The organism is Myxococcales bacterium (assembly GCA_012517325.1).
In the GTDB taxonomy this organism is placed as follows: domain Bacteria; phylum Lernaellota; class Lernaellaia; order Lernaellales; family Lernaellaceae; genus JAAYVF01.
This window is the reverse complement of record JAAYVF010000039.1, coordinates 43038-63319: the sequence shown is the minus strand read 5'-3', so window position 1 is coordinate 63319 and position 20282 is coordinate 43038. Positions and strand designations below refer to the sequence as shown.

The 20282-nt window shown below is 61.0% G+C and carries 13 protein-coding genes; 7 read left to right on the top strand and 6 right to left on the bottom strand.

Going from position 1 to position 20282, the window contains the following annotated elements; all coding sequences use genetic code 11:
* Positions 1 to 4: 4 nt before the first annotated feature.
* Both GX444_07425 and GX444_07420 read right to left on the bottom strand, forming a co-directional pair.
* Positions 5 to 1105 carry a carotenoid 1,2-hydratase gene (locus tag GX444_07425; GenBank protein NLH48418.1) on the bottom strand — a complete coding sequence of 367 codons (1101 nt, stop codon included), beginning with the start codon at positions 1103 to 1105 and terminating at the stop codon, positions 5 to 7.
* 59 nt (positions 1106 to 1164) lie between these two features.
* Entirely contained in the window at positions 1165 to 1647 is a 483-nt protein-coding gene (locus GX444_07420; GenBank protein NLH48417.1) for a CarD family transcriptional regulator, read from the bottom strand.
* A gap of 182 nt (positions 1648 to 1829) precedes the next feature.
* Here GX444_07420 and GX444_07415 point away from each other — a divergent pair, with 182 nt between their 5' ends.
* The 3 genes from GX444_07415 to GX444_07405 are packed head-to-tail and all read left to right on the top strand — an operon-like array spanning position 1830 to position 6667.
* On the top strand, positions 1830 to 3542 hold the full coding sequence (locus GX444_07415; protein ID NLH48416.1) for a M23 family metallopeptidase: 1713 nt from the start codon (positions 1830 to 1832) through the stop codon (positions 3540 to 3542).
* 54 nt (positions 3543 to 3596) lie between these two features.
* Complete coding sequence (locus tag GX444_07410; GenBank protein NLH48415.1) at positions 3597 to 4766, top strand: hypothetical protein; 1170 nt, start codon at positions 3597 to 3599, stop codon at positions 4764 to 4766.
* Entirely contained in the window at positions 4763 to 6667 is a 1905-nt protein-coding gene (locus GX444_07405; protein ID NLH48414.1) for a hypothetical protein, read from the top strand. Before GX444_07410 ends, GX444_07405 begins: the two co-directional genes overlap by 4 nt.
* Positions 6668 to 6706: 39 nt before the next feature.
* Here GX444_07405 and GX444_07400 read toward each other — a convergent pair whose 3' ends face one another.
* The 4 genes from GX444_07400 to GX444_07385 all read right to left on the bottom strand — a co-directional run bounded on the left by GX444_07400 (position 6707) and on the right by GX444_07385 (position 11465).
* Entirely contained in the window at positions 6707 to 8005 is a 1299-nt protein-coding gene (locus GX444_07400) for a hypothetical protein (GenBank protein ID NLH48413.1), read from the bottom strand.
* 168 nt (positions 8006 to 8173) lie between these two features.
* Positions 8174 to 9253, bottom strand: coding sequence for a 3-phosphoserine/phosphohydroxythreonine transaminase (gene serC / locus GX444_07395; GenBank protein ID NLH48412.1), 1080 nt, complete (start codon positions 9251 to 9253; stop codon positions 8174 to 8176).
* A 13-nt stretch (positions 9254 to 9266) separates the two neighbouring features.
* A complete protein-coding gene (locus GX444_07390; GenBank protein ID NLH48411.1) occupies positions 9267 to 10151 on the bottom strand; it encodes a hydroxyacid dehydrogenase in 885 nt (294 codons plus the stop codon).
* Positions 10152 to 10220: 69 nt separating this feature from the next.
* Positions 10221 to 11465 carry a DUF1015 domain-containing protein gene (locus GX444_07385; GenBank protein NLH48410.1) on the bottom strand — a complete coding sequence of 415 codons (1245 nt, stop codon included), beginning with the start codon at positions 11463 to 11465 and terminating at the stop codon, positions 10221 to 10223.
* A 581-nt stretch (positions 11466 to 12046) separates the two neighbouring features.
* Here GX444_07385 and GX444_07380 point away from each other — a divergent pair.
* The 4 genes from GX444_07380 (at position 12047) to GX444_07365 (ending at position 20201) form a co-directional block, all read left to right on the top strand.
* Positions 12047 to 15196, top strand: coding sequence for a methyltransferase domain-containing protein (locus GX444_07380; protein NLH48409.1), 3150 nt, complete (start codon positions 12047 to 12049; stop codon positions 15194 to 15196).
* Positions 15190 to 17829, top strand: a complete 2640-nt coding sequence (locus GX444_07375; GenBank protein NLH48408.1) for a response regulator — start codon at positions 15190 to 15192, stop codon at positions 17827 to 17829. Before GX444_07380 ends, GX444_07375 begins: the two co-directional genes overlap by 7 nt.
* 183 nt (positions 17830 to 18012) lie before the next feature.
* The gene (locus tag GX444_07370; protein NLH48407.1) at positions 18013 to 19119 is read left to right on the top strand and encodes a response regulator; all 1107 of its coding nucleotides are present in this window, start codon (positions 18013 to 18015) and stop codon (positions 19117 to 19119) included.
* Positions 19120 to 19229: 110 nt separating this feature from the next.
* The gene (locus GX444_07365; GenBank protein ID NLH48406.1) at positions 19230 to 20201 is read left to right on the top strand and encodes an MBL fold metallo-hydrolase; all 972 of its coding nucleotides are present in this window, start codon (positions 19230 to 19232) and stop codon (positions 20199 to 20201) included.
* The last annotated feature ends 81 nt before the right edge of the window (positions 20202 to 20282 follow it).

The following is a 20282-nucleotide window of genomic DNA, read 5'->3' as shown; positions in this document are numbered from 1 at the left end:
CGGCTTACTGAATGTAGAGCACTTCGGCGACGCCCGGAGCGGTGAACGCTTCCTGCCGCCCGTCGGGATAGGTCACGTTCGCTTTCACTTCGACGAAAAACCGCAGGACGTAGGACTTGGCGAACAGGCCGGCGATCTGCCGTTCGACGAAGTTCAACTGGCTGAGAATGTCGATCACGTGCATGACTTTCTTGACGGCGTAATGGCCTTCGACCTTGATCTTGCCCGGGCGGTCGATGACGAAATCGTAATCGCCCGGATATTTCTTGCCGAACTTGGGTTCGGTCTGCCAGTTGCTCGGCGTCAATTTGTATTGGGTGCCGCCGTAAACGATCTGGTTGTTTTCGCCGAAGATGATCATCGGCACGGTCTGGCCGCCGAATTTCTGCGGCACGGTGAATTCGAGGATGTCCAGCGTGTATTTTTCGTGGAAGCTGCGCAGGGTGAACCAGCGGTTCGAGTACTCGTACGGCATCATCGTCACGACGCCGTGGTCGGTGTAGCCGTAGCCGGTCACCTGGCGCGAGCCGCCGGGCGTTTTGATGGTGCCGGTGACCTTCGCGCGCGGCGTGGTGACGTAGACCGAGTAGTAATCGTCGACCTTGCCGTAGACGACCCGCCCGCTGTTGATGGTGAAACTCGGCAGAATCGCCTGGTACTGGAGGTCCATGGCGATGTCTTTTTCGGCCAGCTTGAGGTTGAAGTTGGGATACTTGCCCCAGACGCGATTGTTGTTGACCTGCACGTCCATCGTGCCGACCGCGGCTTTCATCGGGCCGGAGGTGAAGGCGGCCCGTTGCAGATAGGTCTTGCCGCTCGGTTCCCACACGGTGACGTCCATGGTCCCTTTGTTATCGCCCGGTCCCAGGTTCGAGATCATGAAATTGGTGAAGCTGTACGAACCGTCGTTATAGGCGCCCAGCCAGAACCAGCCTTCGCCGTAGCTTTCGCGATCCATCGGGTGTTGGCCGTACATCGCCTCGGGCAGGCCGATGGAATAGTTGGGCACCCCGGGCAGTTGCGGCCAGATTTGCACGTTGGCGGCCAGGGCCAGGGCGGCGACGGCGAGCAGGGGCAGGGCGAGCATCAACAGGAAACGACGCATGATACACTCCTCGTGCTAGGGCATGTTGGCCCGTACTTTAATCGGAATGGGGCGCGGGATCAACTTTGGTAGAGCGCCTCGATCTGATTGACGATCGCGTCGGGGGTTTTGGCGGTGGCCGCCGACAGCTCGCCGACGAGCAGCGAGCGAGCGATTTTCAGCATTTTGCGTTCGCCGTCCGACAATTCCTTCACGCGGGCCAGGACGTAAAGATCGCGCAGCACGCCGGCCAACTGCTTGACGCAACCGGTCTTGATGCGGTCGTTGTATTCGCGCTGGCGGCGGTTCCAGGTCTGGTTGTCGATGGTCACGCTGGTGTCTTTCAGAATTTGCCAGATCTCGCGGATTTCTTTTTTCCCGATGGGCGGACGCAGGCCGACCTTGTCGGCGTTGTGCGTCGGCACCATGATGGTGTAGTCGTTTTCCAGAATTCGCAGCATGTAGAAGGTATAAACCTGGTTGCCGATTTCTTTCTGCTCAATTCCTTCGATGACACCCACTCCATGGGATGGATAGACTGCGATATCCCCGATTTTGTACATTTGCACGGCTTTCCTCCCTAAACTAATGAATATTAGCACGAAATGAATTTTTCCGAAAGGACCGAATCGGGTTTTCGCGGGCGTTTTCGCTTGGCCGCGGCGTCAAGCGAGATTCTATCTTGCCAGCGGACGGCATCCGTGCGAAACGAAAATAAGGCGATTCGGGAGCGAGGACGGATTTCATGCCGGTGAAAAAAATCATGTCCGGTCCATGGCTTTGGCTGGCGATCACTTTCTTGCTCTGGCCGCTGTTTGCGGCCGGGGTGGCGACCGCGGGCGAGGCCGGAACCTATCTCTGGCCCTTGAAAGGGGTAGCGAAAAAAATCACCAGCGTGCTCGGAGATCCGCGCTTCGATCATCCGCACGCCGGCATCGATCTGTCCCTGTTCGGCCGCATCGGCATGGCGCCGGCCGTCGCCATCGACGACGGCGTCCTGATTCGCCTGCGCGACTCGAAATACGGCTATGGGAAAGCGGTCTATCTCCGGTTGCCCGACGGTAAAGTCGCCGTTTACGCCCACCTCGACCGCTTCAGCCCGCGCCTGCAGAATCTGGCCCGCGAGCTTCGCCGTCAAACGGGTCTGGAGCGATTGGATTACTACTATGATGAATGGGAACCGGCCGTCGCCGTGCGCCGCGGCGAGGTGATCGGCTTCGGCGGCAATAGCGGCACGAAGACGCCTCATCTGCATTTCGAGCTGCGTGAAAACGAATTCATCAGTCTCAATCCGCTACGGAACGGTTTCCCGGTGCCGGACGATCTCGCGCCGGATATCCACGCGATCCAATTTACGCCGACCGCGCCCGGGGCGACGGTCAACGGGCAACCCGCGCCGCTGCTGATCGATTGGCCGGCCGACGAAACCGCGCCGGCGCCGATTTTCGTGCAAGGCCCGGTCGGCATTGCGGTGGCCGCGAGCGACCGCTTTGCGGCCAAGGGTGACGCGGTCTATCCGTATCGCCTGGAACTACGCGTCGACGGGCAGGCGTTTTTCGAACTGCGCTTCGACCGCTGGAGCTGGTTCGATCGGCCGTTGCAGGCGGTGATGTACGATCGCGACCCCGCGGACAAGCGGTCGTTGCTGCGCCTCTACAATCCGTATCCGGTCGAACTGCCGTTTTTTACCGGCAAGAACGACAGCCTGCTGGACCGGCTGCCGGCCGGGGCGCATCGCCTGGAGTTGACGGTCGCCGACGCCGCCGGCCATGAAACCCGGGCGACTTTTCAACTGATGGTGAACGAAGCCGCCGTTCGGCGTCCCTGGCAATCACTGTTCGACCAGGCGTTGTTTTTCAATGGTCGCGAACAGCCGAGCGGCGATCGGCGCTTCGCCTTGGTCGGTCACGCGGAAAGCTTTTTCGCGCCGTTCGCGCCGTCGATCGTTCCGGTTTCCGCGGCCACGGACGGTGCGCTGGCCTGCTACGCGGTGACGCCGCCGGACCTGCCGGCGCGGCAGGAATTCGGCGTACGTTTTGCCGTCGCCCCGAACGCGCCGGATCGGGAAAAACTCGGGGTGGTTCTGGCGGGACGGCGGCCGGTCTTTCTCGGCGCCCGCTACGACGCGGCGACCGACACGGTTTCCGGCGAGTCCACCGAGTTCGGCACGTTTTGTCTGATCCGCGACCACCGGCCGCCGCGGATCGAAGCCGTGCGGGAGCGTCCCGGCAAACGGTTCCTGTCCTTTCGCGTCACCGACGAACAGACGGGCATCGCGACCGACGGGGTGCAAGTCTGGATCGAAGATCGCCGGGCGACGGTCGATTTTTCACCGCGTTCCGGGCGAGCCGAGGCGAGCGTCTGGTGGAAAATTCGCGGCGAGCGAACGGCGACGATCGTCGCCGTCGACCGGTTGGGCAACGTCGCGCGGGAAACGCTGGCCGTTCGTTTCCCTTGACGCCGGAAAGACGAGATTCCTATAGTGGCCCTAGCAGCTCTCACGGGACACGAAATGCCGCGCTACCAACGATTGGAATACCACGAGCTTTCGCCGGCCTTGCAGGCGATCATCACGCCGGAAATGCCGGCGGCGAAAAAGATCGCCATGGCCCGCGGCTTGATCCCGCTCGGCACCCGGGATTTGCTGCTCGCGCTGTATTACCTGTCCGGCGACCGCGAAGCGGCCGTGGCCCGCGAGGCGCAGAAAAGCCTGCGCGAGCTGCCGGAAAGCCTGACCCTGGTCGGCATCGGCGCGGACACCAGTCCGAAGCTGCTGCATTTTCTGGCGACCCAGGAATTCGACAACAACCACCTGCATGAAAAAGTGGCGCTGCACCGCAACGTGCAGCCGGACACGCTGTATTACCTGGCCGAACACACCCGCCATGAAAGCGTGCTTGGCATCATCGCCGGCAACGAAAAAGCCATTCTGCGCTATCCGTTCGTGTTGCTGGGCCTGACGCGCAACCGCCACACGCCGCAAAGCACCATTGATCGGCTCAAACAATTCTATCAGGTGGAAAAAGGCCGGGCTTACGAGGAGGATCTGCCGCCCGAATGGCGAACCGTCGCCGCTCAGCCGCCGCCCTCTCCACCGGTCGAGCCGGAACCGGCGGTAACGGCGCCGGCGACGTTGGAAATCCCCGACGAGCGGCTCCATCCCTGCGTGCGGATTCCGGACCTGCTGGCGCTCGATTTGCCGTTCGACGAGATGTTCGCCGACGATCTGGTGCAGGAGCCGGAACAGAAACTGACGGACGACCGGCGCACCCCTTTGCTCAAGCGCATCGCCAAGCTGACGATGATCGACAAGATGCTGCTGGCCATGCGCGGCAACACGGAAACGCGGCGGGCGCTGATCCGCAACCCCAACAAGCTGGTCCAGGAATCGGTGCTGCAAAACCAGCGCCTGACGATCACCGAGATCGTCGAGATCGTCAAGGAGCGCTCGATGCCGCAAAACGTTATCGACCGCATCTGCAACAACCGCGACTGGACCCGCTATTACGAGGTCCAGCATCAATTGTGTTGGCATCCGAAAACCCCGGCCCGCTTCGTCTATCGCGCGCTGTCCATGCTCAACGACAAGGATTTGCGGAAACTCGCGGGCAGCCATAACGTGCCGGGCTTCACTCGCCAACAGGCGCGCAGTTTTCTCACGCGGCGGGAGAAATCGCGATGAACGAAGCGAAGCGCAAACCGCACGGCGAATTTTTCGCCGGCCTGAGCCACCGGGTTAGGCAACCGCTCAACGGCGCCATCGAAGCGTTGGCGGACCTGTCGGGCGCCGCGCGGCCGGACGTGGAAAAGCAACTGCTGCGACTCGTCACCGGCGAAGCGCACGAGTTGGTTTCCCTCATCAACGATATTCTCGACTGGGTGCGGCTGACGGAAAAGGATCTGCCGTTCTGGCGCGAATCGTTCGATTTGCCGGCCTTGCTGGCCGACTTGCGGAACGAGTGCGAGGTCGAGCTGCGCGCCCGCGGCGTCGACGGCGATTTTCTCGCGCATCCGGATCTGACCGGGCAGGTGGTCGGCGATCCGGGCCGCGTGCGGCAGGCGTTGAAAAACCTGATTCTCGCGTTGCCGCCGGAACTCGGCTCCCGGGAATTGCATCTGTCCGTGGATAACGAACTTGATCGGGCCGGCGAAGCGACGGTGCGGTTCGCGTTTCGGTTGCCGGCGGCCGCGGAACGCTCGTCGCGCTTGCGTTGGTATTTTTCGACGGCCACCGATGTCGCCCATGCCTCGACCTTGCTGGAAGCGGGAACGACGCCGCCACTGATCCGCCTGACGGTTGCCCAGATGCTGCTGTTGACGATGGGCGCCCGCGTCGCGGCCGAACAAGAAGCGACCGGCGATTTCGTGCTGATTGTCGATTGGCCGTTCGCCAGGCGGGCGACCGGGACGGACGGGCGGGAGCGCGAAAACGCGGTGGTGGCCGGCCGGCGGATTTGCCTGATCACCGACGAGCCGGAAGTGGAGTCGCCGTTGCTGGCCTGGCTCGACCGCTGGGGGTGCCGCGTTCAGGTATTGGGCGAAAAGCCCAATTGCCTGGGGAAATTGCGCGAGGCCGTGGCCTGGGCCGAACCGTTCGAAAACATCATTTTCTTTCCGCGCGGCAACGGCCAGACGGCGGAGGATCTGGGCCGGGCCATTCGGGCCGACGACCATTTGCGCCACACGCCACTGATTCTGGTGACGCCGGCCGGACGGCGCGGCGACGCGGCGCGGCTGCGCGGGATCGGCTTTGCCGCCTACCTGACGATGCCGATCGGGCCGAGCGAATTGTTTCGGACCTTGGCGCTGCTGGCGCCGGCCGAGCACGGCGCCTCTCCGGCCACCGCGGGTTTCATCACGCGCCACGTGCTGCGCGAACGGCTAATCCGCCAGGTCCGGGTGGGCGTGATCGATCGCCAGGCCGGGCACGAAATGATGATCCGGCGGCTGCTGGAGGAAGCGGGTTGTCGAGTCCGCGCCTATCGAACCGACGAGCCGCCCGAACCGCAAGCGGTCGACCTGCTCTTCATCGACGAGGCCGACGCCGCGGCCGTGGCGGAAAACTGGGGCGCGCCGCCGGCGAAAGCGACCTGGATGGTGCTGCTGCCGGCCGATCGGCTTGCGGAACAGGATACGTGGAAGGCGCGCGGTTGGGACGGCGCGGTGGCCAAGCCGGCCACGAGCGGCGACCTGCGCGCGGTGATCCATCACAGCCTGCAAAAACTCATGGCGGCCGACGAGCCGGCGATTTGGCTGGGCCGCGGACTGGTGGACGTGGCGGGCTTATTGGCTCATTTCGATCAGGATCGCGCGGTGCTGCGCGAGGTGCTGAAGGCTTTTCTGGAAGACAGCCGCCGCCAGTTGAACGACCTGCGACAAGCCCTGATTGCCGGGGAAAGCGAGCAGGCGCGCGATTGGGCCGAAACCATTCGGGACGCCGCCGCCGGCCTGGAAATCGACCGCCTGCCCAAGGTGATGGCGGACCTCGAATTGGCGATCGCCGCCGGCGAACCGGCGGACGACCTGTTGGCCGAAGCCGATCATCTGTTGACGCGGATTGAAGCGATTCAAGCCGGAATCTGAGCGGTCATCCGTCGTCGCGCGCTACGCGCCGGAATCCGCTCAGCAGCCGCACCCGCTGTCGTCGTCATCGTCGTCGCCGGTTCCGCTTCCCGCGGAATCGTCATTGTCGTCGTTATCATCATTGTCGTCGTTGTCGTCGTTGTCGTCGTCATCGTCGTCGGCGGTATCGTCGTCGGCGGGCGAGGTGTCGTCGTTGTCGTCGTTATCGTCGTTGTCGTCATTGTCGTCGTTGTCGTCGTTATTATCGTCGTCATCATCATCATCGTCATCGGCCAGTTCGGGCGCGTAGAAACCGGTCATCCGGTCTTCTCCCAATTTGGCGTCTTCCAACACCACGCCGCCCAGCGCACGGAAGGTCTGTTCGGCGTAGACTTGGGAACCGGCGTCATTGGGATGCACGATGTCGACCAGGTAAGGATCCAGCGGCTCGTCGCCGTAATAATTGATCGTGTCGGTGATGACGATGTCCTGGATTTCCGCGGCCGCGCCGCGCTCCCAACCCACGGCGAGGCTCATCAACCACATGGTCAGCGGCTGAAAGGTTTCCGGGATGTATTCCAGGAAGAAATCGCTGTTGGCGAAGTTCGGATAGACGATGAAAACCAGGTCGCAGTCCGGATTGACGTCCTTGATGTTTTGCAGCAGTTCCTTCAGCCGCGGTACGGCTTCCAGCAGATATTGCGGATTGGCTAGAAACGCCTGCAGGATGTCGAGCGGATTGTACGGCGGCTCCAAGCCGTCGACGTAAACCTCGAGATCGTTGCCGGTGATCGTCACGGTGACGATATCGGCGTCGGGCAGCACGGGCATCGCCAGGTTTTCCCAGTAGGCGTGTTCGTCGCCCGGCAGCCATTCCCAACTGCGGCTTCCCGAAACGTGGAGGTTGTGCAGCGTGACGGTGGCCAGGTTTTCGAACAACCAGCTCAGGCGCGTCGGATAGGGAAATTCCGGCCCTTGGATGCCGATGCTGTCGCCCAGCGATACGATGGTCAGGGCGCCTTCGCGAATGGCTTCCGGCGTGCGCAATCCCTGGTTGTTGCTGGTGCAGTCGTGATCGCGTAGTTCCACGTCGACGAAATAAGTGCCGGGCGCGAGATCGGTGAACGCATAGGCGCCGTCGTCCCCGGTGAAGACTTCGGTTTCATTGGTGCCGTCCAGCAGGGAGACAGGAATATTCGGCAGCAACGCGTCCGATTCGTCGATTTCCTGCACGAAGACGGATTCCGAGGATTGGTTGCCGTCGTGGTAGACCACGCCGCTGATCGTGCCCGTTTGGGCGAACAGCGGGGCGGCGGCGAAAGCGAGAAGGAACAGCAAACAGAAGATCACTTTTTTCATTGGCGGAACCCCTTCGGAAAAACGACGGACACCGATCGCGTCGCTCTCCAATCCCCACACATAAGCGATTGTTAATTAGCAGAACCGCCGGGCCCTGAAAAGGTGTCGCCTTCAAAAAAGAGCGGCCCCGCGAGGGGGGCCGCTCCGGACGTTGACGAATGATTCGGCTCAGCCGTTCTTTAGCTGGAAGTCTTTCATGAACTTGGTCAGCTCCTGGATCGACTCGACCGAGGTGGCGTTGTACATCGAGACGCGGATGCCGCCGACGGAGCGATGGCCCTTGAGGCCGATGAAACCGTTGCTCTTGCCTTCGGCGACGAATTTCGCCTCGAGTTCTTCGCTCGGCAGGCGGAACACGACGTTCATCAGGCTGCGGTCTTCGGCGGCGTTCGGGTTCTTGTAATAGCCGTTCGAGCCGTCGATCACGCCGTAGATCAGCTCGCCCTTGGCGCGGTTGCGCTTTTCCATTTCGGCCAGGCCGCCCAGGCCCTTGAGCCAGCGCAACACGTTGCGGACGATGTAGATCGAGAAGCACGGGCAGGTGTTGTACAGCGAGTTTTCCTTGACGTGCGTTTCGTACTTGAACATGGTCGGCAGGTTCGGATTGCACTTGGCCAGCAGGTCGTCGCGAATGATGACCAGGGTCACGCCCGCCGGGCCGAGGTTTTTCTGCGCGCCGGCGTAGATCAAGCCAAACGGCTTGACGTCGAAGGGCCGCCACATGAAGTCGGACGACATGTCGGCCACCAGCGGCACGTTGCCGGTGGCGGGGAAATTGAAATATTGGGTGCCGAAAATGGTGTTGTTGCTGGTCAGGTGGACGTATTCGGCTTTCGGATCGAGGTCGTAGGTTTTCGGGATGAACGAGAAGTTCTTCTCCTCGGAGGAAGACGCCGCGCGTGCCTTACCGACGATCTTGGCTTCTTTCAAGGCCTTTTTCGACCAGGAGCCGGTGAGCAGGTAGTCGGCGGTCTTGTCGCCGCCCAACAGGTTCATCGGCACCATGGCGAATTGCGTGCTGGCGCCGCCCTGCAGCCACAGCACGTGGTAGTTATCGGGCAGGCTCAGCAATTCCTTGACCAGCGCGTTGGCTTCGTTGTGTACCTTGTCGTATTCCTTGGAGCGATGGGAGATTTCGAGCACCGACATTCCGGTGCCTTCGAAATCGAGGAATTCCTTGTTGGCGTATTCCAGGGCTTCCAAGGGCAGCGCCGCCGGACCCGCGTAGTAATTGTGTACCCGTTTCATGCCATTCCTCCTTTTAATTCGCACTTTTCACAAAATCGGCAATGATTTCGACGGCGACGTCGCCTATGCGATCCATGTTTTCCTTGGTCTGCGAGCCGATATGCGGCGTCATCAAGGTGTGCGGCGCGCTCAGCAGCGGACAATCCGGAGCCGGCGGGTCGGAGTAATAAACGTCGGTGGCGTACGCGGCGACCTGACCGCTTTCCAACGCCGCTTTCAAATCCGCTTCGTTGACGGTTTTTCCGCGGCCGGTATTGACGATGATCACGCCTTTTTTCATCTTGGCCAGCGCCGCCGCGTTGATCATTTCCTTCGTTTCGTCGGTCAGCGGCAGGTGCAGCGAGATGTAATCGGCCCGGGCGTAAAGCTCGTCGACGTTTTGCACCACCGTGGCGGCGTCCGACGCCCGGCCCGATTTGCGGTAGGCGATCACTTTCATGCCGAAGGCCTTCGCCCGCCCGGCGACCTCGGTGGCGATGTTGCCCAGGCCCAACAGGCCCAGCGTTTTGCCGAACAGTTCCGTCCGTTTGATTTCTTTCTTGAGGAATTCGCCTTTTTTCATCGAGTTGTCGGCGCGGATTACCTGGTTGGGAACGGCGATCATCAGCGCGAACGCCAGTTCGGCGACGGCGATGGACGAAGCCTTGGCGGTATTGACCGCTTTGACGCCCTTGGATTGGGCGTAGGGTTTGTCGATATTGTCCATCCCCACGCCGCCGCGGATGATGAGCTTGAGTTTTTTGGCTTGATCGATCCAGGCCGGGGTGCATTTGGTTTTCGACCGCACGAGTACGATTTCCGCCTCGGGCAAGCGGGCCGCGTCGCTGGTCACTTCGCCGAATTTCGCCAGTTTCTTCGGCAACGCCTCGTCAAACGCGTCAGCAATGAGGATCAACATGTGATGTCTCCTTCGTATTCAGGTCCGCGCCCTACTGGGGAGTCGCAGACGCTGCCTTGCCGGTTAGGGTTAATCTTCTTCGATGATGCGCACCACGATGCCGGAGCGCAGTTTCGGTTCGAACCAGGTTGATTTCGGCGGCATGATCCGGCCGGCGTCGGCGATGGCCATCAGTTGGTCGACCGTCACCGGATGCATGGCGAAAGCCGCCGCGTATTTGCCGCCGTCGACGAGCCGTTCGAGTTCGCGCGTGCCGCGGATGCCGCCGACGAAGTTGATCCGCTTGTCGGTGCGCAGATCGACGATGCCCAGCAGCGGCGCGAGCACGTTGGCGGAAAGGATCTCGACATCGAGACTTTTCACCGGATCGGCGGCCGGGTAGGTTCCCGGCTTGGCGGTCATTGTGTACCACCGGCCTTCCAGATAGAGGCCGATGTCGTGCAACCGTTGCGGAGCGGGCGCGGCAGCCGGTTCGACGGCGAATTTCTCGCGCAGCCGCTCGAGGAACGCGGCCGGGGTCAAGCCGTGCAAGTCCTTGACCACGCGGTTGTAATCGAGAATTTTCAATTGGTTGTCCGGGAACACCACGGCCATGAAGTAGTTGTAGGCTTCGCGGCCGGTATGGCGCGGATTCTTCTCGCGCCGCTCGCGGCCGACGCGCGCCGCCGAAGCGCTGCGGTGATGCCCGTCGGCGACGTAGAGGGCCGGGATGCGAATGAAGGCCTGTTGCAATGCGGCCAGTGTCGCCGGGTCGTCCACGACCCACAATGTATGTCCGATGCCGTCGTCGGCGACGAAATCGAAATCGGGCCGGCTTTGCTGGCAGCGGGCGATGATTTCATCGATTTGCGGATCGGCGCGATAGGTCAAGAAGACGGGGCCGACGTTCGCGTTGCAGATGTCGGTGTGACGCGTGCGGTCGTCTTCCTTGTCCTTGCGCGTGTGCTCGTGTTTTTTAATCAGATCGGCGTCGTATTCGGCTACGCTCACGGCGGCCAGGACGCCCGTCTGGACGTGATCGCCCATCTTTTGCCGGTAAAGGTAAAAACAAGGCCGGGGATCGCGCCGCAGGTGGCCCTGGTCGATCAGCCGCCGCAGATTGGCGGCCGCCGTCTCGTAAACGAGCGGCGAGTACGGATCGGTATCCGGCGGCAGGTCGATCTCGGATTTGTTCACATGCAAGAAACTGATCTCGTTTCCCCGGGCCATGACGCGGGCTTCCTCGGAATCCAAGACGTCATAGGGGGGGGAAGCGATTTGTTTCACCTGGTCGGGTTGCGGACGATAGCCGCGAAAAGGTTTGACCGTAGCCATCAATTCCCTCGGTAGAAGTGGTAAATCACGGCGGAACGCTAGCAGAATAGGCGGCGGTGTCAACACCCTTGCGACCGGATCCGGGGGCGATTTTCACTCCGATTGCGGCCGGATATTGGGCGGCGGAACCGCCATCGCGGCCGGAGGGAAGTGTTTGGTTTCGAAAACGACGGATTTTTTTCACTCGTATTTTTCAGTTCGCCCCCAAGGGCGGCAAAAGATGGTTATTATAAGTATTTTCCAAAGGTGAAAAAGTAATATTTGTCATTTACAATTCAATAGTTAGGTTGGCTTTGATAAACTAATCCAGTGAATAATATCAAATAAATAATTGTTTGATAAGATTGAATATTGCTAGTATCTTTGGATCAACTAGGCAGATTCGCTTGACCTTTTACCATTGATCTGTCATATTCGAACGTATGCATAACTGCGATGAATCACACACCAAAGTATTGGTCGATTCTTCAGGAAATGCCTACTCGGAGAAGCCTGCCGTCGATGCGTCAAAAGCAAATATCGTCACTTCCGACGGCGGGAAGGACCCGGAAGGCGTTTTTCGGCCCGGAACCGATCGTGAATTGCGCCGAGCGACGCGCCGGCAAACAAACGCCCCGTTAGCCGCTGCGGTGGAATCCGGGTTCCCGACCGATGCCTATGTGGCCGACCTAAGCTCGGAGGCCGCTTATATTCACTCGTCGAAGCAACCGCCGGTCGGGACTCGCGTTGAATTGCGGATCCAGCTGCCGACGGGCGCCAAGGGGCCGATTCGGGTCGGTGGTTCAGTGATTCGGGTGGACGAGGACGGCTTCGCCCTGCGCTTCGAGGATTTGCACCACAAGGATCTGTCGCGGCTGCGCCATTACGCGGGCTTCGCGGAAATGGATGAGGCGGTGGTTCGCATTCAATCCCGGATGAAGGACGTCCTGTCCGGCAACTTGCTGCCGCTGAGCGACGCCGCCGCGATCCGCGAACGGCTGACCGCGGCCGGTCAAAACGGCCACCGCGTTCTGGTGATCGATCCCAACGGCAAGGCCGAGCCCGGCGCCGCGGCCATTTTTATCGGCGCCGACCGCTTGAAACTGCGGCAGCTGGAAAAACCGCTGAGCGGCAACGAAAAGGCGATCTACGTGGCGGTGCTCAACGGCCCGTTGCACCTGCTATTCGAGGGATTGATCGAATCCACCGGCGAGGAAACGATTCTGCGCTGGCCCCAACGGCTTTACCACAACGAACGCCGTTCGGGTCCGCGCCGGATGCAGGCCGGCGCCTGGGTGGAAATGCAAACGAGCCAACTCGCCGGTTGCCCGATTCGTTTCCCGGTGGTCGACCTGAGCGAAAACGGTTTTTCCCTGCGCGCGCCGCAAGGCTGCCTCTTCATGGAAGGAATGCGCCTGCCGGCCTTTCATTTGCTGGACGGGAAAGAAGTCCGCGAATTCGACGGCGCCACGATCAAGCGCCTGACCCGCCTGAACGCCGAGGAATGGCTGATCGGGTTGCGTTTCGCCGATGACCGGTCGGAGCGGGATGCCTTCGCGGACCTGCAACGCCGTTCGGTCAAACCGACTGTTTGGAACACGCTGACCCGCTATTGGGGCGTGGTCAAGGAACAGGCGCGGCGCCGGTTGCGTGGCAAGGCGAGCAAGGGGCGGGAGCCGGTTAACATCGCCCGTTATAAAAACGCCCAAGGCGAAAACGTCGTCGCCCTGCTCAACGCGACGTTCGACATCAACGAGGACGCGCCCGACGTGGACGTGGCGGTCGTCGTGGCGCCGGCCTTTCTCAAACGCAAGGAAGTGTTCAGTCTGTTGGCGCGCACGCTGGTGGATAATTTCAAGCGGCAAGGCGTCCATGGCGTCGTGTTGCGGTTCGATGCCACGCACACGGTGGGCGAAAGCTACATCGATCCCGAAATGGAGGCGCGCGGCACACCGTACCTCAAGTGGACCTTCTCGCAACTCGAGTCGGATCTGTCGGCCAGCCTGCGCCACCTCGAAAAGCGTTTTCGCCCCCGCCGGCGCGTGGTGCTGACGTTTTCGGTCGCGGCGATGGCCGCCCGGCGGTTGATCGCCGACGGCGAGAAGCCACCCGTCGATCTGTGGATCGCTCCGTTCGGCTGCCCCGACGCGCAGGATATGTTCCAGAACTACCTCGCCGGCATCGACCTGTTCCAATACTATCTGCACGGCGAGAAGGCGGAACCGTTCCTCATCTACGGCCGGCTGGCCGATCCCAATTATGTCTTCCCCGACGCCATGGAGCGGGGCATGGCTTTTCTGGATCAGGCGCGCGCCGACATGGAGCGAATCACGATTCCGGTCACCTGGATCGTCGGCACTTACGATTACATGGTGACGCGCGAACGCGTCCGGCAACTGCTCAACGCGCCGGGCGGCGGCCGGCGGGAAATTTTCGAGTTGCCCTCGGGGCACATTCTCAAATCGGGCGACGAGGCGATCGCCTCGTTCAAATTGATCGGCGAATCCATCTTCCGGCACCTGTTCGGAAAAAACATCGAAGCCGGCGAACCGGACATGGCCGCCTTCGCCCGGCAGGACGACGCCGAATGGGCTCGCGTGAAGAAGGAAAACATCACCGACGCGACGGACTTCTGGAACCGCCACCTGTTCGGCACGGCGGGCGAGCGGGAAGGTTACGATGTCCTGCTGTACAACCCGGATTATGTCGCGTTCCTCGATCGGCAGGTCGATTGGCTCGACCTGGCCTCGGGGTTGCGCGTCGCGGACATCGGTTGCGGCACCGGCAATTTTTCTCTGCGGTTGCTGCGGCGTTTCACCGCGCCGGGCGAACGGCTGGATCTGGCCTGCATCGATCTGGTTCCCGGGGCGGTCGAGCTGACGAAGCGAAAGATCGAGTCGTGGCTCGGCGATTTGCCCGGCGAACAGCGGCCGGCCGTCAACCTCGATTGCCGCGTGATGAACCTGGAAGCAGCGCGCCTGTTGCCCTGGCGCGATTTTCTGCAGGGGCGCCTGCACAGCCTGGAAGCGTTGCTCGGCCGGGTGGAAGGGTTGCACGCCGGAGCGCTCAAGCGCCTGCTGGCCGCTTACGATTCCACGTTGCACCGTTTCGTACGCGGCGAGATCCCCGAAGCGGCCGTGTCGCGGAAAAAATACCCGGCCCTCAACGACGAGGAGTGGGAAATCGTCCGCGATTTGTCCCGCGCCAGCCGCTTTTTGACTCGCCAGACCGTGCCGGGCGATTTGCGTCCCGGCTGCGCGGCGGCCGCGAACGCCGCCAACCTGGCGTTCAGCCGGCTGAATTTCGGCCCCGCGAATCGCGAATGCCGGCTCGAGGCGCCGGACGGCTGCTTCGATCGCATCGGTTGTTCCCTGGTGCTCTCCTATACCTACGATCCGCTTTCGATCCTGCGGGAATTCCACCGGTTGCTGTCACCGGGCGGCATCCTGGTCGTCTCGAGTCTGAAACCCAATTTCGATTCCTCCAAATCCTATTTGGACGAAGCGCGCACCATTGCCGCGCGGTATGATTTGGACGAGGCGGAAAGGGTGCGCCTGCTCGACAGTTTGCGCGAATTCGCCAGTTTCGTCGGCTGCGTCATGGAATTGGAGGACGAGGGCCGATTCCAATTTTTCGCGGCCGATGCGTTCGCGGGCATGGTGGCCGAAGCAGGATTTACGGACGTCCTGACCACGGAATCTTTCGGAGATCCCACCACGGCGGTGATTGTCAGGGCGTGTAAATCTTGTTGACGGAAAGTGTCAAACCGGAACCGACCGAAAATCCTGTTTTCCGGGAGCGCTTGCGCCAGGAAACGCTGGACAAGACGATCCTGCACACCAAGTACGCGTTGTGGATCGCCTCGTTCGTCTATCCGCTGTTCTGGTTTTTGGATTTGCTGGCCTCGCCGGAAAACAAGAAGCTGTTTCTGCTTTTCCGCCTGGGCGTTCTGGCCACTTACCTGATCGGCCTGGCGCTGCTCAATCGGCCGCTCGGCCGCCGGCTGGCTTATGCGATCTCGGTCGGCGTCGTTTTCAGTTCCGCCTTCGGCATCGTGATCATGATTCCGTTGATGGGCGGGTTCGCCAGCGACTATTACATCGGCGTGCTGATGGCGCTCTTCGTGGCAGGGTTGTTCATGCCCTGGCCGATGAAACCCACCATCGTCTGCTGCCTCCTGGTCGTCGGCGGCTATCTGGCGGTCAACCTGGCGGTGGCGATGGACACCGCGACGCTGGTGAGCGTGAGCCGGCCGGTGTTCTTTCTCGGCGGCACCTCGATTTTCACCATTTTCGCCAACTGGGGAAAGGAACGGACGCGGAAAAAAGACGTCATGCAACGCATGCAGATCGAGAAAAACAACGAGGACCTCAAGGCCCTCGACGAAGCCAAGATGCGCTTTTTCTCGAACGTCAGCCACGAGCTGCGCACGCCCCTGATGCTGATTCTCGGGCCGCTGGAAGCGTTGCGCCAGGGCCGCGAACCGGCGAGCACGCCCGAAATGCTCGCGGCCATGGACACCAACGCCCGGCGACTCCTGCGTCAGGTCAACACGATCCTCGATTTCGCCAAGATGGATTCCGGCAATCTCCAGTGCCATTACACTGCCACCAATCTCGGCGCCATTTTGAAGGAATTGACCGATGCGGCGCGGCCGCACGCCGCGCGCAAGGGCATTGCGCTTTCGCTGGAAAACGCGGACCGCGTGCCGGAATGCCCGATGGATCCCGAAAAAGTCGAGACGATCGCCGCGAACCTGCTTTCCAACGCGCTGAAATTCACTCCCCAGGGCGGCCACATCGTTTTGCGGATCGATTACGACGCGGACAAGATCTGGTTCGAGGTCGCCGATACCGGCACCGGCATTCCCGAGGACAAGCTCGACGATATCTTCGAGCGCTTCCTGCAGGTGGACAACACGTTGTCGCGCCAATCGGAAGGCACCGGCCTGGGCCTGGCGATGGTCAAGGAACTGACGAAGTTGCATCGCGGGCGCATCAGTGTGACAAGCCGCCTGGGCGAAGGATCGACCTTTCACGTGGAATTGCCGCGGAACCCCGAATTCAAGCCGTTGGAACGGCGGCGCAACCCCGGCCGCCGTATCGAGGACAAGATGGCGGCCGAGCGCACCGCGGCGTTGGTCGGGGCGCAACTCGAAAAACGTTCCGATGCGCGCACCCTGTTGTCGGACGTCGAGGGCGCCAAGCTGGAAAGCCGCGCCGACTCCGTCGCGGCGGCGAAGAACCAGGCGCCGGCTGACGCGCCGCGCCTCCTGTATCTGGAGGACAACCTCGATCTGCAAACCTTCGTGGCCAACTCGCTGTCGAACCGCTACCGGATCGAAACGGCCAACGACGGCGTCGAGGCCTTCGAAAAACTGCGCCGGTTCACCCCCGACCTCATTCTCTCCGACGTGATGATGCCGCGCATGGACGGCTACGAATTTTGCCGCCGGCTGCGCGCCGACGGCGCCTACGACAAGGTTCCGGTGGTCATGGTGACCGCCAAGTCCGGCGCCGAGGCCGTGGTCGAGGGCCTGGAGATCGGGGCCAACGATTACATCAGCAAGCCGTTCGAAATGCGCGAACTGGAAGCGCGCCTGGCGGCCCATCTGCGCGTTCACCGCTTGGAAAAGAATTTGCAGGAACGCGACAGCCGGCTCAGCGCGATCGGCAAAATGACCAGTTCCATTGTTCACGACCTGAAAAACCCGCTCACCTCGATTCTGGGTTTCGCCGAGCTGCTCAAGGCCGATGTCGAGGCCGGCGCGGTCGATTCGGTCGGCGAGATGATCGACCCGATCGTCCTCGAGGCCCGGCGGCTGCAACAGATGATCACCGAGGTGCTGGATTTCGCGCGCGGCAAGGCCGTCGATTTGCAAACCATGCCCACCGCGGTGAAACCCTATCTCGAACGCATTTGCGCGCCGATCCGCGATCGCCTGTCCGCGATGGGGATCGAACTCATCCTGGATCTCGGCAAGGACGAGTCGGTCGAGTTGAATTGGGATCCCAACCGGATGCAGCGAGTGTTTGAAAATCTGCTGAAAAACGCCCAGGAAGCCCTGGTTGAAAACGCGGCGGACGGGCCGCCGAAACACATCTGGATCAGCGTGAAGCCGGAGCGCCAGGCCATCGAGGTGCGGGTGGCCGACGACGGCCCCGGCATCCCCGCCGAGCTTACGGATACGCTGTTCGACCTGTTCGCGACTTCCGGGAAAAAGTCCGGCACCGGGTTGGGATTGGCAACCGTGCGCAATATCGTCGTCGCGCACGGCGGCGATATCCAGGCGCTTTCCAAGGGAAGCCGCGGCGGGGCGGAATTCATCATGAAATTCCCGCTGCAAATCGGCGCCGCCGAATCGTCGGATTCGCATTCCGCTTAAAAAAATCTTGCCTATTATGCCAAAAGTGCTATCATATCAAAAAGTTGCGTGTGCGACGGGCAGGGTCGGCAGCTATCCATACCGAATGATACTTTTTTCGGCTCATCGGTCCAAGGATTTCTGCCGATAAACGGTGAGACGATCAATCATTATTTGTCCGCAAAAGTGGAAGGAGACGGTTTGATGGACAGACCAAAACGCATTTTGGTGGCCGATGACGAGGACTCCAACCGACTCCTATTCAAGACCATGCTGACGCGTCTCGGTTATGAAGTCGTCGAGGCGGCCAACGGTAAAATCGCCGTCGAAAAAGCCCGCGAACTGTCGCCGGAAGTCATTTTGATGGACATTCGCATGCCGATGATGGATGGGTTGGAAGCCACGCGGCAATTGAAAAACGATGCCCAGTTGAAATTAATTCCGGTGGTGATCATTTCCTCCCTGAGCGAGGTGAAGGACCGGGTGCATGCCCTGGACGCCGGGGCGGACGATTTCATGTCCAAGCCCGTCGACCGGATCGAGTTGCAGGCGCGGATTCGCAGCCTGCTGAAAGTCAAGGAATACAACGACTATCTGCTCCACTACCAGAAGCAACTGGAAACCGAGGTGACGCATCGCACGGTGCAGCTCAAGCAGGCGCTGGAGCGAAACAAACTGGCGTCGCTCGACACGATTTTCCGGCTCTCGCAAGCCGCCGAATACAAGGACGAGGATACCGGCGCGCACATCATGCGGATCGGCTTTTACGCGGCGGCGATCGCCCGGAAGATGGAGCTCAATCCCGGCGACAGCGAGTCCCTGTTGTACGCGGCGCCGATGCACGATGTCGGCAAGATCGGCATCCCGGACAAAATTTTATTGAAGCCCGCCAAACTGGATCCGGACGAATGGGAGACGATGAAGCAACATACCACCATCGGCGCGCGATTGCTGCGCGGATCCGATTTCGACGTCATTCAAATGGCGGAAGTCGTGGCGCTGACCCATCATGAAAAATGGGACGGCACGGGCTATCCCCGCGGCCTGCAAGGGGATAACATCCCCAAGGTCGGCCGGATCGTCGCCATTGCCGACGTTTTCGACGCCCTGACGACGCACCGCCCTTACAAAGAAGCCTTTTCGTACGACAAGGCGCTGACGATCATCCGCGAAATGGCCCCGGCGCATTTCGATCCCCAGGTGACGGCGGCGTTTTTCGAGATCGTCGATCAGATCCTCGAAATCCGTAAAAGCAACGAGGACGCCAAGTGCCGCGCGACGATGTTTCGCCGGGCGATGGGCGATGCCTGAACCGTCGGCAACCGAAAAATGACGACGACATTTTTCACCCTTTTCACCGGCAATCGCGGTAAAATGCTTCGCCAAGTCGGCGAGGTTCGTTTATCCGGGAGCGGGCGCGCATGAAAAAAATAAGCGGTTGGATCCTGGCGGCGGCGTTGGTGGCTTGCTGGTTGGTGGCGGCTTGCGGCGGGCTCGATTATCCCGCGGCGGATGACGACGATGACGCGGACGACGATACCGGTGGCGACGACGATACCGGCGGCGACGACGATACCGGCGGCGATGACGATACCGGCGACGATGACAACGACGACGTCACTTTCGACCCGCAAAATTTTTCCACCCGCTTTTACAATGTCGGCCTGGGCGACGCGATCCTCGTCGAAATTCCCGGCCCCTACACGATGATGGTCGACGGTGGCCTGATCGGCAGCGGCAGCGAGATCATTTGCCCGGATTTGGCGGCGCGCGGCATCGAGCGGATCGACGTCATGGTGCTGACGCATCCCGATTACGATCACTGCGGCGGTTTGTCGGAAGTTTTCGATTGCGTCGAGGTCGGCACGGTCTGGACCAACGGCGAAGCCAGCGAAGAGGAAGCTTACCTGCAGTTCCAACAAAAATTACAGGAATGGGGCGGACCGACGGTCGTCAAGGAGCAGGGTGATTTCGATTCATTGGGCGACGCGGGAATCCTGACGGTCCATGCCGACAGCGACTATCCCGAATACGACAACAACAGCCTGGTGCAACTGGTCACCTATCAGGGCGCTCGGGTGCTGCTCACCGGCGACATCCGTAACACGGCGCAACAGGAAATCTACGACGACTACGGAGCATTGATCGACTGCGACGTGATAAAAATCCCGGCGCACGGTTATGCGCCGTTCAGCGCGGATTTCGTCGCCCAGCAAGGCGCATCCATCGGCGTGTTGTCGGTCGGCGAAAACGCCATGGGTTATCCGGCGCAAACGACGCTGAACGCCTACGAGGCCACCGGAATGGAGCTTTATCGCACCGACGTGAACGGCACGATCCTGCTGACCCTGGTCGACGGCGCTTGGCAATTGGAAACCGGCCAGCGCCGCTAGCCTATTTCGCAGAAATTTTTGTTTTCCCAAAAAGCTCGTTATTGTAGCTTTCCCACTATTGTTCAGCGCCCGGTTTCATGT